Source organism: Streptomyces sp. NPDC091280, assembly GCF_044768565.1.
Lineage (GTDB): Bacteria > Actinomycetota > Actinomycetes > Streptomycetales > Streptomycetaceae > Streptomyces.
This window is the reverse complement of the sequence record NZ_JBIVUZ010000001.1, coordinates 143,204-156,591: the sequence shown is the minus strand read 5'-3', so window position 1 is coordinate 156,591 and position 13,388 is coordinate 143,204. Positions and strand designations below refer to the sequence as shown.

Sequence of the window (13,388 nt, the reverse complement as noted above, 5' to 3'; positions counted from 1 at the left end):
GAGTCAAGGCAGGGTGAGTCGAGGCACCGTCCCGGCCCGCCCCGCGTCGAGCAACGGCGCCAGCAGATCGCCGTGTTCCCGCAGCCGTACCCCCATCTCCGTTGCGAGAAAGGTGAGTTGACGCGCGGACCCGCACGCCTCCACCTCCTCCCAGGTCACCGGCGCCGACACGCTCGGCTCGGGGCGCGCCCGCAGAGTGTAGGGGGTCGCCGTCGTCTTGCGGGCCGCGTTCTGGCTCCAGTCGACGAACACCTTCCCCGGCCGCAGACTCCGCGTCATCCGGTGCACGACGAGCCGGGGCAGCGCCTTCTCCGCCTCCACCGCGAGCTCCTTCGCGTACTCGACGACCCGTTCCGACGGCACCGGCTCCACCCCCGCCAGCAGATGCAGCCCCTTCGCCCCGGACGTCTTGACGTACGCCTCGATCCCGTCCGCCGCCAGCCGCTCCCGCAGCCACACCGCGACCTCGCAGCACTGCACCACCGTCGCCGGCGCCCCCGGATCGAGGTCGAGGACCAGCCGGTCGGCGCGACCGGGCGCCTCGATCACCCACTGCGGGGTGTGGAACTCGGTGACGAGGTTCGCCGCCCACATCAGGGACGCCAGGTCCTGCACGAGCACCATCCGGGCCGGCCCCTCCGACCTCGGCACCTCGGCCGTGGTGACCCACTCGGGCGTACCGGGCGGCACGTTCTTGGCGAAGAACACCTGACCGTCCGGCCCGTCCGGGTACCGCAGGAAGGACAGCGGCCGGTCCCGCAGATGCGGCAGCAGGACCTCGGCGGTCGTGGCGTAGTAGTGCAGGACCTCGCCCTTGGTGAAGCCGTCCGCCGGGTACAGCACCTTCTCCAGATTGCTGAGCGCGAGCCTTCGCCCCTCCACCTCTGTGATCGGCGTCATACGATGAGAATCCCACGGAATCATGATGAACCGGACATGGTGTGAGCCGGAATCGGAAGGCGGGTGCGGCAGGTGCGATCCATATGGAACGGCGCCATCTCCTTCGGCCTGGTCAGCATCCCGATCAAGCTGGTGAACGCGACCGAGAGCCACTCCGTCTCCTTCCGCCAGATCCACACCGAGGACGGCGGCCGTATCCGCTACCGCAAGGTCTGCGAACTGGAGGACCGCGAGGTCGCCCAGGCCGAGATCGGCAAGGCGTACGAGGACGCGGACGGCACGATGATCCCGATCACGGACGAGGACCTGGCGCAGCTGCCGATCCCGACCGCGAAGACGATCGAGATCGTGGCGTTCGTCCCGGCCGACCGGATCGACCCGCTCCAGATGGACGCGGCCTACTACCTCTCCGCGAACGGCGTCCCCGCCGCCAAGCCGTACACCCTGCTGCGCGAGGCGCTGAAACGCAGCCGGAAGGTGGCCATCGCGAAGTACGCCCTGCGGGGCCGGGAACGCCTGGGCATGCTGCGGGTGGTGGACGACGTGATCGCGATGCACGGCCTGCTCTGGCCGGACGAGATCCGGGCCCCCGAGGGCGTGGCCCCCGACACGGGCGTCACCGTCCGCGACAAGGAACTCGACCTCGCGGACGCCCTGATGGACACGTTGGGCGAGGTCGACCTCGCCGACCTCCACGACGACTACCGCGAGGCGGTGGAGGAGATGATCACGGCCAAGGCCTCCGGCGAACGGCCCGCGGACTCCCCGGCCCCGGCCCGCAGCGGCAAGGTCCTGGACCTGATGGCGGCCCTGGAGAAGAGCGTCCGCGAGGCGAAGCAGTCCCGCGCCACGGAACCGGCGGACACGGCTGCACCGGCGAAGGCCGAGGTCACACCCATCTCGTCGCGCACGCCCCCGAAACAGACCACGGCCAGGAAAACGACATCGAGAACGACGAAGAAGGCGACAGCGGCGAAGAAGACCGCCGCATCCACTTCCTCGACCAAGAAGCCGACGCGGAGCACGAAGAAGACGACGACATCGACATCGACATCGACATCGACAACAACATCGACAACGACGACGGCATCGACGGCGGCGGCGAAGAAGGCGGCCCCGGCGAAGAAGGCGACGCCCCGCAAACGAACCGCTTGAGCGGTCCGGGGTGTGTCACTCCATCCGCCGCAGCGCCAACACCGCGTTGTGCCCCCCGAACCCGAACGAATTGCTCAACGCCAGGTCCCCGTCCCCCGGCACCTCCCGAGGCACCCCCACCACCACGTCCAGCCCCAACGCGTCGTCCGACTCCCCGCCTCCCACGGTCGGCGGCACCACCCCGTGGTGCAGCGTGAGCGCCGTGGCCACGGCCTCGACCCCGCCGGCCGCTCCCTGAAGATGCCCGAGGTGCCCCTTGAGCGCGGTGACGGGCACGGCCCGCCGCCCGAACACGGCGCGCAGTGCCTCCGCCTCCGCGAGGTCACCCTCCACCGTCGCCGTGGCATGGGCGTTCACATGGACGACGTCCACGACATGCCCGCCCGCGTCCCGCACCGCCCGTCGCACGGCGAGCGCGACCCCGGCCCCGGACGGATCGGGCGCCGCCATGTGATGGGCGTCGGCGGACAGCCCCCACCCGGCGGCCTCGCAGTAGATCCGCGCCCCACGCGCACGTGCGTGCTCCTCGGCCTCCAGGACGAGCACCCCCGCGCCCTCCCCGTTCACGAACCCGTCCCGGTCCTTGCCGAACGGCCGTGACGGCGACGAACCGTCCGCGGGCCCGTGCGTCGACAGCGCCCGCATCGCGGCGAACGACGCCATGATCGCCGGCGTGACGACCGCCTCGGCCCCGCCCGCGAGGGCGATGTCGACCCGGCCGTACCGTATGCGGTCGATGGCCGCCCCGATCGCCTCCGTGCCGGAGGCGCACGCGGCGGTGACCGTGCGGGCCTCGCCGGTGATGTGCAGATCGAGGGAGACCTGGGACGCGGCCTGCGAGGGCACGGTCATGGGGGTGGTGAGCGGGGAGACCGCGCGCGGGCCCTTCTCGCGCAACTTGCGGTCGCCGCCGACGAGGACGGACGCGTCGCCGAGGATCGTCCCGAGACTGACCCCGACCCGCTCCGGAGCGAGCCCGCTCTCCCGCGTGCCGCCCGCCACGAACCCGGCGTCGGTCCACGCCTCCCGCGCGGCGAGCACCGCGAACTGCGCGGCCCGGTTCATCCGCCGAGCCGCCGCCCGGGGCAGCAGCTCCGCCGGGTCCACGGGCACGGTCCCGGCCACCCGCACGGGCAGCTCCGCGAACTCCTCCCCGTCCAGTTCCCGTATCCCGTGCCGGCCGTCGAGCAGGCCCCGCCACAGTTCGCCCACCCCGAGCCCGAGCGGTGTGACGGCCCCGAGTCCGGTGACCACCACCCGCCGCGGCTCCCGCACGACCGCGCCCGCGTCCCGCTCCGGCCGCGGCCGATGCCGTACGACCGACTCCGGGTCGCCCCAGCCGCGGACCTCGGCATCGGTCGCGACCTCTCCCGCCGCTCCGTCCAGCTCCCGGTGCCAGACCCCCCAACGCCGTTCGTACGACACCTCGTCGGCGTGCGGATCGACGACCCGCAGCGAGGTCACCCGGTCGCCGTCGCGGAACTCGACCGTGCCCAGCTCGTCGGAGTCGAGGCGGGGGATCGCCCCGACGTCCATCCGGTGGCAGGCGACGGTGACGCGCAGGTTCCGCCCGAGCGTCTCGTCCCGGTCGGCCCCGCCGAGCGGCGGACGCAGGGCCAGCCGGATCGTCTCCGGGGTCTCGGGCAGCGTGTGCATCACGACGTACCAGCAGGCGCGTTCGGCGTCGTCCGGGGTCAGCGCGATCAGATCACCCGGGATGACCTCGGCGGCGCTCACCGGGTGCGGAGCGAACGGAATCTCCGCCGAACGATCCGATGAATAAGGCGAATTGGGCATACCTCTGCACACTCCTTGTGCTCGTAACGGATTTATGGTGCGTTGGAAACCATCCCGAGTGAACTGGACGAAACAGGAAAAAGCCACGGTTGAACACTGAACCACTCGCGACCCGAAAGCCCTCAAGGCCCGCCGGAATGAACCGAGTTGCCCGACTCGATCACCGGACTCATGTGTGGAAGGTCACTTTCGGGGCCGCGCTCGCCGCCCCCGCCCCCACTTGTTCCCTGGATTTAACGCGAGGCCCTCTGGCAACTCTCTTTCTACGCGCGTAACTTGAGCCGACTCCCCACAGGCACCGGTATCGGCAGCTACACGAAGTACGAGGAGACCGCCAGCGTGTCCAGACCTGAAGGGCGCAGATCCCGCGCCCGTCGCACCGCCTGCTCGATCGTCTCGGTGGGCGCGGCGGGAGCCTTCGCCTTCACCTCTTTGCCCAGCGCGTCCGCAACTCCCTCCGCCTCGGCGGTGATCACCGAGGTGTACGGCGGCGGGGGCAACTCGGGGGCGACCCTGACCCGGGACTTCGTGGAGCTCGGCAACGCCGGTTCCACCGCCTACGACCTGTCGGGCTACAGCGTGCAGTACCTGCCCGGTTCGCCTTCCTCCGGCTCCACTTGGCAGGTCACCGCCCTCACCGGCGCGATCGCCCCCGGCGCCCGTTACCTCGTCGGCGAGGGCACCGGCAGCGGCGGCACCACCGCGCTGCCCACCACCGACGCCAGCGGCTCGATCGCCATGAGCGCCACCACCGGCACGATCGCCCTGGTCTCCGGCACCACCGCGCTGACCTGCAAGACCGCCGCCGACTGCGCGGCCGACACCCGGATCGTCGACCTCGCGGGCTACGGCACCGCGGTCGTCCGCGAGGGCAGCGGCCCGGCCACCGGCGCCTCCAACACCGCGTCCGTCTCGCGCGCCGACTCGCTCGCCGACACCGACGACAACGCGGCCGACTTCACCGCGGGCACCCCGTCACCGGTCAACTCGGCGGGCCAGACGCCCGGTTCGGGCGACGGAGGCGGTGACGGCGGGGGCGACGGCGGCTCGCCGACCGACCCCGGCACGGTCCGCGTCCACGACATCCAGGGCACCACCCGCCTCTCGCCGTACGCCGGCCAGACGGTCACCCGGGTCCCGGGAATCGTCACCGGCGTCCGCGGCAGCGGCTCGCTCGGCTACTGGATCCAGGACCCGACCCCCGACACCGACCCGCGCACCAGCGAGGCCGTGTTCGTCTACACCGGTTCCGCCAAGCCCACGGTGACGGTCGGCGACTCGGTCCTGGTCACCGGCAAGGTCAGCGAGTACTACCCGAGCAGCACCAGCCAGTCCAACACCGAGATCACCGCCCCGACCGCCACGGTCCTCTCCAGCGGCAACGCCCTGCCGGACGCGGTGACCCTGGACGCCACCTCGATCCCCGACGCCTACATCCCCACCGCGTCCGGCGGCAGCATCGAGTCCCTCGCGCTCCAACCCACCGTCTACGCCCAGGACTTCTTCGAATCCCTGGAGGGCATGCGGGTCACCTTCGCCGACGCCCGCGTGGTCGGCGCGAGCGACGCGTACGGCGAACTGTGGGTCACGGTCAAGCCGAACGAGAACCCCACGCCCCGCGGCGGCACCCTGTACTCCTCCTACGACCAGCCCAACACCGGCCGTATCGAGGTGATGTCGCTCGACACGACGTCGACGTTCCCCGCCGCCAACGTGGGTGACGAACTGTCAGGCACGACCACCGGCCCCCTCGACTACTCCACCTACGGCGGCTACAACGTCCAGGCCACCCAGCTCGGCACCCTCGTCGACAAGGGCCTGAAGCGGGAGGTGACCCGCCGTCAGAAGAAGGACGAGCTGGCGGTCGCCACGTACAACGTGGAGAACCTGGACGCGCTCGACACCCAGGAGAAGTTCGACCGGCTCGCCGAGGGCGTCGCGGTCAACCTCAACTCGCCCGACATCGTGGCCCTGGAGGAGATCCAGGACGACAACGGCGCGACCAACGACGGCACGGTGACGGCCGAGGGCACCCTGAAGCGCTTCACGGACGCGGTCCGCGCGGCCGGCGGCCCGGCCTACCAGTGGCGTTACATCTCGCCGACGAACAACGCGGACGGCGGCGAGCCCGGCGGCAACATCCGCCAGGTCTTCCTCTTCAACCCCAAGCGGGTCTCCTTCACCGACCACAAGGGCGGCGACGCGACCACCGCGACGAGCGTGGTCAAGACCCGCAAGGGCGTCGAACTCACCTACTCCCCGGGCCGCATCGACCCGACCAACTCGGCCTGGGAGAACAGCCGCAAGCCCCTGGTCGGCGAGTTCACCTTCCAGGGCGAGCAGGTCTTCGTCATCGCCAACCACTTCATCTCCAAGGGCGGCGACCAGCCGATCCACGGCCGCTACCAGCCCCCGGCCCGCAGCTCGGAGACCCAGCGCGCGGCCCAGGCCGCGGAGGTCAACACCTTCGTCAAGTCCCTGCTCGCGGCGGACCGGAACGCCAAGGCGATCGTCCTCGGCGACCTGAACGACTACGAGTTCTCCCAGACGGTGACCACCCTGACGGCCGGCAAGGTCCTCAAGCCCCTGATCACCACCCTGCCCGCCGCCGAGCGCTACACCTACGTCTACGACGGCAACTCCCAGACCCTGGACCACATCCTCACCAGCCCCGCGGTGACGTCCTTCACCTACGACGTCGTCCACATCAACGCGGAGTTCGCGGACCAGGCGAGCGACCACGATCCGCAGATCGTGCGCGTCGACGTGTCGAAATGCGGCAGGCACTGAGGAATGGGACCGGCGGTCGTTACCCACTTTCGGGTGACGACCGCGCCGGACCCGGGGTGGCGCACCGTGGCGATCACGGGCCTCGGGTCAGTGCCCCCAAGGATCAGTGGCGTCAACCTGGTGCATCACACGCATAAATGGACGCTACAGGCGACAATCACGGAAACGCCACTGACCCGTAACACGATCCACGTATCGCCCATATCGCGCCGACGCGGTGGAGAAGGTGTGGGTGTGCGGCCAACAGGCCGCCACCCGCACACCGCACAGCCCGCGGTACAGCCGTAGCCGTATCGGGGGAGGTGCCCGCACCATGCTGGGGGAACCCGTGACCTCTTCACCTTCCGTGTCCGTCCGTCGTCTGGCCGCAGCCGCGCTGGCTGCCGGCGCACTCGTCGGCGCGGCGGCACTGCCGGCCAGCGCGGCCGACCACGCGCCCCGGCCGAGCGTGGAGATCAGCCGCGTGCAGGCCGACTCGCCGGGACCGGACGACCGCTCCGCCCGTTCGCTGAACAACGAGTGGGTGGAGATCACCAACCACGACCGCCGCGGCGTCAACCTCGACGGCTGGAAGCTGTCGAACAAGGAGGGCCAGACCTACACCTTCCGCCACTTCAGCCTCGCCGGTCACGCCACGGTCCGCATCCACACCGGAAAGGGCCGCGACACCGCCCGCGACCTCTACCAGGACCGCCGCGACTACGTCTGGGACAACCGCTCCGACACCGCCACCCTCCGCAACGACCACCGCCGTCTCGTCGACGACAAGTCGTGGGGCGGCCGCAACGGGGGCGGCCAGGGCGGCGGCCACAACGGTGGGGGACACGGGGGTGGCGGCCACAACGGCGGCGGCCACAACGGTGGTGGCGGCCACGGGGGTGGGGGCCACCACTGACGACCGACGTCCCTCGCGTACTGACCACCGGTCAGTGAGGCAGAGGTAACTGAGGTAATTGCCAACGGCGCGCTGCCCTGTTCGGGGGTGGCGCGCCGTTTGTCTGCGATGAGTCGCGACTTCGGGTAACTGCCCAAGAGTGTTACATCGTGGACGGAGTCGGGATCCCGGTTCTGGTGACGGAGATGTGGGATCCGCGCGGAATTCTCGACGGTTCCCTGTGCGCCCCGTCGCGCCGGCTGCGGAGGGTCCGCAGTATTGGATTGGCGACGGCTTGCAGAGTTTCAAGGGAGGAGCGGAGAGAGCGGGTGCAAAGCTGCCGAACGGACTCCACACTCATGAGACGCTCTCCACGGCGCCGCAAAGGAATCCGAATGCTCGATACCACTTCTGGTGCGTCAAGCAGGACTGGCCCATCTCATATGGCTGGTCGGCGCAAGAACGCGACGATCTCGCGGACGGACGCTCCGAAATTGCATCTCGGAATGTGAGTATTCACTCTCGGTTGCCGGCGTCAGACCTTGATGACGGTGATGCGTGAGCCGCACAGGGTGCTCAGGTCCTCGGGGTCTGAGGTGAGGATCGTTGCCGGGCCGGGGGAGGCGAGGGCCGTGGCGCTGAGCATGGCATCGATGGCGTGCTTGTGGCCGTGCAGCCCGGCGTCGGCGAGGAGGGTGGCGGCGTGACGGGCGATGGGCTCGGTGACCGGCTCGATGACGAGGCGGGACAGGGTCCATTCCAGGGCTGGGCGATTGATCCGTGGGTAAATCACCTCCACGAGGGTGGCCGCGGAGGTGATCACCCGCAGGTCGTCTGCACGGGCGAGGGCGAGCCAGCCGGTGACCGTGCGGTCGCGCAGGACGGCTTTGGCCAGCCCTTCACTGTCGAGGATCAGGGTGCCGCCGGGGGTGGCGGGGGAGGGGGTCACGCGGCGTTCGCCCCGGCTTGGTTCTGCTGCTCGCGGGCTTGGTGGAGTTGGTCGCGCAGGGCTTGAACCTCTTCGTCGGTGATGGGACCGTGTTCGGCCTCCGCTACTGTGATCAGCTCGTTGAGGTTGTCCCGCTCGATCTGGCGGGCGACAGCTGCGGCGACGTAAGCAGACAGTCCGGAAGGGCCACTGCGGGCCTTGGCGGCTTCGGCGATATCGCGAGGCATGGTGATCGAGTACTTGCCGGTAGGCTCACTCATGCCACCTATCCTACCGATTATCCTCCTCGGGCGGGACTGGCAGAGTCAGTCGCCTCGGGTCTTGTCCGACGCGCGCATGAACCTGAGCGTGGGTGTACGACATGTGTCACGCCCGGTGCTGTCGAGCGACGGATCAACTGGTGTTGAGGCATGGCAGTGCGGCCCCTTGGCATCAGCCACGGGGCCGCACGGTGATGGGGACGCGAGGCCCCTCTTTTTCCTTGTCAGAAGTCGGCGCTCGGGCCGTCCGTGTCCAGTTCCACGCTGTACAGGGGACGGTCCTCGATCCCCAGGGCGCGCATCAGCTCGTTGGTCGGAATCCTGTACCTGCGTCCGACGCGGCGGATGGAGCAGGGGAACTCGCCCTCGCGGATCAGCCGGTACGCGGTCGTCGAACCGATCCCGAACGCTCGGCACGCCGTCCGCAGGTCCACTGTCACGGGCAGGTCGAACATTTCGGAGAAACGGAGTCGGCCCTCTGCAGGGTCCTTCATACCCGCCTCCTCGCAGGCTGGACCGGCCGGGTGCCCGCGCGGCCCTCGGACCGTCGGTTCTTCCGGGGTGCGTGGTGCGTCGAACGGTCCCTCGTCCCGTCGTCGGTGTCGGCGAAGGCCCTCTTGCGCAGATGCTCCGGGCGCACCCGGAAGCGCAGCGGGGCGTGCAGCCTGTCCGGGCCGTCCGGACGGTCGACCTGCACGTCCAGGCACTCCTCGGTCGGAGCCTCCGTCTCCTTGTCGGACGCGCTGAGCGCGCGATCCTGAGCGATCTGCTCGACATGGGTGGAGGGGAACTCCCGCAGACCGTCGCGGCCGAAGGACCACGCTCGTGTGCGCGCGGCGTGAATCAGGGACGAGTCGGAGAGAATACTCGCGGCGTCAGGAGCGGCCAGTTCCTCCGAGAGAGCCAGGACCATCTCGGCCTCCACGTCCGACCGATCGGCGTGCAAGCGCGTGCAGACCCGGTGGACGGTCCCGGTCAGCCGGGGCAGGGCCAACCAGATTGCCAGGAGCCTTCCGGTGCCGTGTGGAGCGAGGTTACTCAGCGCGGTGCTGAGTACCTCCTTCCAGATCGCGGCGGCGAACTGCGGGTCGGAGCCCGGCCCGTACAAGGCTTCGTACGCCTCGACAGCGGTCAGCCGGACCGGCTCCGCCCCCTCGACGCCTGAGGGAACGGTCACGAGGACCGAGGTGCCGACCCGGGGATTGTCGAAGTGTCGCCTCACCGAGGCGAACACACTGCTGGATGGTGAATACATCAGTAGATCTCCTTTCTCTGGGCTTGAGGTGCCGAACATGCTCTGAAGGCGCCGGAGATGTCGATGTGCTGGACAGGTTGAAGAGCGGCTGAGGTCGGTCTTGTCGACCAGGAATCGCCGCCTTCGACCACGAGCGTGTGACTGTGCGGAAAGTCCGCGAGCTCGCCGGTCGGAGCAGTTCAGAGGGGCGGGGCCGCAGTGGGTGGGTGCCCGCCCGGGACGGGCACCCACCCATGAGCTGTGGGACTCAGGCGGTCTCGGAGGGAGAGTCGTCCGGCGCTTCGGAGCGCGGGGTCGCCGGCGTGGTGCCCTCGGTCCGGTCGGCCGCCCGCCGGCGCCGGGTCGGCGGCCAGTCGGGAGACTCGCGCAGACGGCTCGCCCGGCGGTTTCGCTGACGGTTGTTCATAGGGCCTGGGGTTCCTTCCTGATGGGCGGATGGATAACTACGCTGCCGTCTCTCTTCTCTGTGAGCGGCAGGTGCCATCGTGCCCGGGGAGGGGAAGAGGCCGCAGAACGGAAACTGAGCGAAAACTGAGGCATGGGGGCGTGAAGGAGCACGTGCGTGTGAAGCGGCACCCCGCAACGTACAGATGAAGGGGGCGCCGTCGCGGGGCCAGGCCACGGCTTCCGGTGCGGAGAGGGGAAGGTCGATGAAGGGTTATGTGCTGGGCCCGGTAAGAGCCGAAGGGGACGGCGGCGGAAGGGTTTCCGCAGGTTCGAAGGCAGCCGGGCTGTTTGCGCTGCTGGCGACATCGACGGACTGCCGATGCACCAGGAAGAAGATCGCCGAAGTCCTCTGGGAGGGCGAGGAGAGTACCCGCGGTCTGGTGGACCGTGCTGTATCCGACCTGCGGAAACGACTGGGCCCGGGGGCCGTGCCCCATGGTGGCAAGTCGGGTTACTGCATGCTCCGCGTGCCGGAGGGCGGCGTCGACCTGCTTCGCTTCCGCGCCTGTGTGGCGAGGGCCACTGGGCTGAGCCACCCGGAGAGGTTCGAGTTGCTTGGCGCGGCCCTGGAGGAGTGGGACGGCGGCGAACCGCTGCGCGGGCTGACCGAGAGCGGCTTCCAACTGCGCCGGGAGACGCTGCGGGCCGAGTTGATGGCCGCGGTGCATGCCCGGATGGACGCCGCCTACAAATCGAGGAAAGAGAGGTGGCTCCGTGAGGAGACGGAGAAGTGGTTCGAGCGCGCACCGGAACTGCCCGAGGTCTTCCGGTTCTACCTGCTCGCCCACGACGACTTGGCGGAGCGCCGACGTGAACGGCTCATCGAGGAGTGGACGAGGCGCAACGGAAAGCCGGACACCGACTTGCGGAGCGCCTTCGACCAGGTCCGGGGAGTCGCCCGCCGGTCCGGCGGGACGCTCCTGCCTCCCGTTCCGGACCAGTTGCCCGGCAGCAGCCGCACGCCGGTTGGGCAGGACGAACTGATCCGCGGCCTTGTGGCGGCCGTGTGCGACGAACAGGACGCCGGCAACCTGGCCTTGGTCCTCATCAGCGGCATGGCGGGTGTCGGCAAGACCACGGTGGCCAACCACCTCGCCCGTCGGCTTCGTGAGCGGTTCCCCGACGGAGTGCTCCACGCCGGACTGAACGGGTTCGCAGACGGAGACGTGCGACCCGCCGAACCGGACGAAGTTCTGGATGGGTTCCTGGCCGCGCTGCCGCCCTACACCACGGTGACCGGACCGGAGAGCAAGAGCAACGCACTGCGGTCGGCGCTGGCCCACCGCTCGGCACTCATCGTCCTGGACGACGCGCGCAACGCCCAGCAGGTGCTGCCGCTGCTCCCCGGAGACGGCACCTGTGCCGTGATCATCACCAGCCGCAACGATCTGTTGCGTCTGCAGTCCGAGAGAAAGGTGCTGTTCCGCAAGATGGAGCCGCTGCGAGAGGCGGACGCCCTGGAGGTGCTCCAGGAGAAGGTGTCGGTCGAGGACCGGGTGAAATATGCACAGGCTTTCAGTGAGCTGGTCCGCCTCTGCGGACGGCTGCCGTTGGCGCTCACCGTGGTGGCCAGGCTCCTGGAAGGTGGTGCGCGTCCGTTGCGTACCCTCCCCGCTCTGGTGCGGGACATGAAGGAGGAACGGGAACGGGCGAGGCTGGACACCCTGGACCGGCCGGAGCATGAACTGTCGGTCCGTGCAGCGCTGAACTGCTCCGTACGCGTGCTCGGTGCGGAGGCCCGGCTTCTGCTGTGGCAGCTCGCCGTCCACCCCGGGCCCACCGCCTCCTGGGAGGCTGTGATGGATCTGGGAAGGGCGGTGGGGGGAGAAGCGCGCACCGATCGGGCCTTGATGGAGCTCGTGGCGGCGAACCTCGTGGAGCGGCAGGGCGACCGGTACGGACTGCACGACCTCGTACGTGCCTTCGCCCGTCGGAATGTGCAGCCGGGCACGGACGGCGAGACAACGGACATCGAGCAGGCGACCGTACGGCAGGTGCTGGAACACCAACTGCACAACGTCCGCGCCTGCGACCGGGTGCTCGACCATGAGCGTGCCCTGCCCATCGGCGAGCCCGACGGGGTCACGGTCACCGACCCCGCAGAACCGGGACAGGCGATGGCGTACCTGGACGAGGAGTACGCCGCTGTCCAGCGAGGTATCCGATTAGCCATCGGACACGGCATCGAACGGTACACATGGCTGCTTTCGATGGCCCTGGTCACCTATCAGTGGCGCCGGCACCTTCTCGGTGACGCGCGGAGGAACCTCCTGCACGCCGTCGACGCCGCCGAGTCAGCCGCCGCCCCGCTCGATTGCGCCATGGTCCACCGGATGCTCGCAGGAACGCAGTGGCGGTTCGGCGAGTACGACATGGCCGTCGGCCACCTGCACCGTGCCGTCCGGCTCAGCAAGGAGGACCACAGTGAGGCAGGCCGACTGAGTCTTGCCCGTTCGCTGCACCGGCTCGGAATCACCCTGCGTAAGCAGGGTGACCGGACGGGGGCGGAGGAAGCGCTGCGCCAGGCACTGGAGTTGTGCCGGGAAGTGTCCGATCCGGTCGGGGAGGCCGCGGCCCTGAATGCCCTCGGCGCGCTTCATTACGACCAGGGCGAGCACACGCAGGCGCTCCGTCGGTGTGCCGACGCCCTGGGAGTGGTCGAGCGCACGATGGAGCGCAGCGGCCTGGCCGACGTGTTGTTCACCCTGGCCAAGGTGCACCTGGCCCGCGCCGAGCGGGACGAGGCCATCTCCCTGTACCGGCAGGCATGTGACATCTATCGCGAACAGGAGAACTGGCCCAACGAGGACAAGACGCGGATGCTCTTCGCGGACGTCCTGGTGTCCGCCGGTGAAACCGATACAGCGGTAAGGGAGTTGGAGCGGGTCATCGTGCTGCGCGAACTGATGGGCGGCGAAGGCGTACGCGAGGTCCGGGAGTTGCTTGAGGGGCTGAGGTGAC

Annotated in this window: 11 protein-coding genes; 4 read left to right on the top strand and 7 right to left on the bottom strand. The window is 69.4% G+C overall.

Annotated elements, in window-relative coordinates:
- Positions 1-3 precede the first annotated feature (3 nt).
- Complete coding sequence (gene ligD, locus ACIQPR_RS00700) at positions 4-900, bottom strand: non-homologous end-joining DNA ligase (protein WP_403639825.1); 897 nt, start codon at positions 898-900, stop codon at positions 4-6.
- Between the two features lie 63 nt (positions 901-963).
- Here ligD and ACIQPR_RS00695 point away from each other — a divergent pair, with 63 nt between their 5' ends.
- Positions 964-2,055 carry a Ku protein gene (locus tag ACIQPR_RS00695; protein WP_403639823.1) on the top strand — a complete coding sequence of 364 codons (1,092 nt, stop codon included), beginning with the start codon at positions 964-966 and terminating at the stop codon, positions 2,053-2,055.
- A 15-nt stretch (positions 2,056-2,070) separates the two neighbouring features.
- Here the strand turns inward: ACIQPR_RS00695 and ACIQPR_RS00690 are convergent, their stop codons facing one another.
- Positions 2,071-3,792 (bottom strand): beta-ketoacyl-[acyl-carrier-protein] synthase family protein, encoded by a 1,722-nt coding sequence (locus ACIQPR_RS00690; protein WP_403639820.1) that lies wholly within the window; start codon positions 3,790-3,792, stop codon positions 2,071-2,073.
- Between the two features lie 459 nt (positions 3,793-4,251).
- On the opposite strand from ACIQPR_RS00690, the gene ACIQPR_RS00685 reads away from it, so the two are divergent.
- Complete coding sequence (locus ACIQPR_RS00685; RefSeq protein WP_403642800.1) at positions 4,252-6,642, top strand: endonuclease/exonuclease/phosphatase family protein; 2,391 nt, start codon at positions 4,252-4,254, stop codon at positions 6,640-6,642.
- 313 nt (positions 6,643-6,955) lie between these two features.
- Positions 6,956-7,537 (top strand): lamin tail domain-containing protein, encoded by a 582-nt coding sequence (locus tag ACIQPR_RS00680; RefSeq protein ID WP_403639817.1) that lies wholly within the window; start codon positions 6,956-6,958, stop codon positions 7,535-7,537.
- A gap of 514 nt (positions 7,538-8,051) precedes the next feature.
- Here the strand turns inward: ACIQPR_RS00680 and ACIQPR_RS00675 are convergent.
- From ACIQPR_RS00675 to ACIQPR_RS00655, 5 genes are all read right to left on the bottom strand, one after another.
- A complete protein-coding gene (locus ACIQPR_RS00675; protein ID WP_403639814.1) occupies positions 8,052-8,465 on the bottom strand; it encodes a type II toxin-antitoxin system VapC family toxin in 414 nt (137 codons plus the stop codon).
- Entirely contained in the window at positions 8,462-8,725 is a 264-nt protein-coding gene (locus tag ACIQPR_RS00670; protein ID WP_403639810.1) for a CopG family transcriptional regulator, read from the bottom strand. Before ACIQPR_RS00670 ends, ACIQPR_RS00675 begins: the two co-directional genes overlap by 4 nt.
- A gap of 224 nt (positions 8,726-8,949) precedes the next feature.
- Positions 8,950-9,219, bottom strand: coding sequence for a helix-turn-helix domain-containing protein (locus ACIQPR_RS00665; protein ID WP_403639807.1), 270 nt, complete (start codon positions 9,217-9,219; stop codon positions 8,950-8,952).
- Positions 9,216-9,980 carry a hypothetical protein gene (locus ACIQPR_RS00660; protein ID WP_403639804.1) on the bottom strand — a complete coding sequence of 255 codons (765 nt, stop codon included), beginning with the start codon at positions 9,978-9,980 and terminating at the stop codon, positions 9,216-9,218. Before ACIQPR_RS00660 ends, ACIQPR_RS00665 begins: the two co-directional genes overlap by 4 nt.
- A gap of 247 nt (positions 9,981-10,227) precedes the next feature.
- Positions 10,228-10,386, bottom strand: a complete 159-nt coding sequence (locus tag ACIQPR_RS00655; RefSeq protein WP_403639801.1) for a hypothetical protein — start codon at positions 10,384-10,386, stop codon at positions 10,228-10,230.
- Positions 10,387-10,885: 499 nt separating this feature from the next.
- On the opposite strand from ACIQPR_RS00655, the gene ACIQPR_RS00650 reads away from it, so the two are divergent.
- Positions 10,886-13,387 (top strand): tetratricopeptide repeat protein, encoded by a 2,502-nt coding sequence (locus ACIQPR_RS00650; RefSeq protein ID WP_403639798.1) that lies wholly within the window; start codon positions 10,886-10,888, stop codon positions 13,385-13,387.
- Position 13,388: the final 1 nt, after the last annotated feature.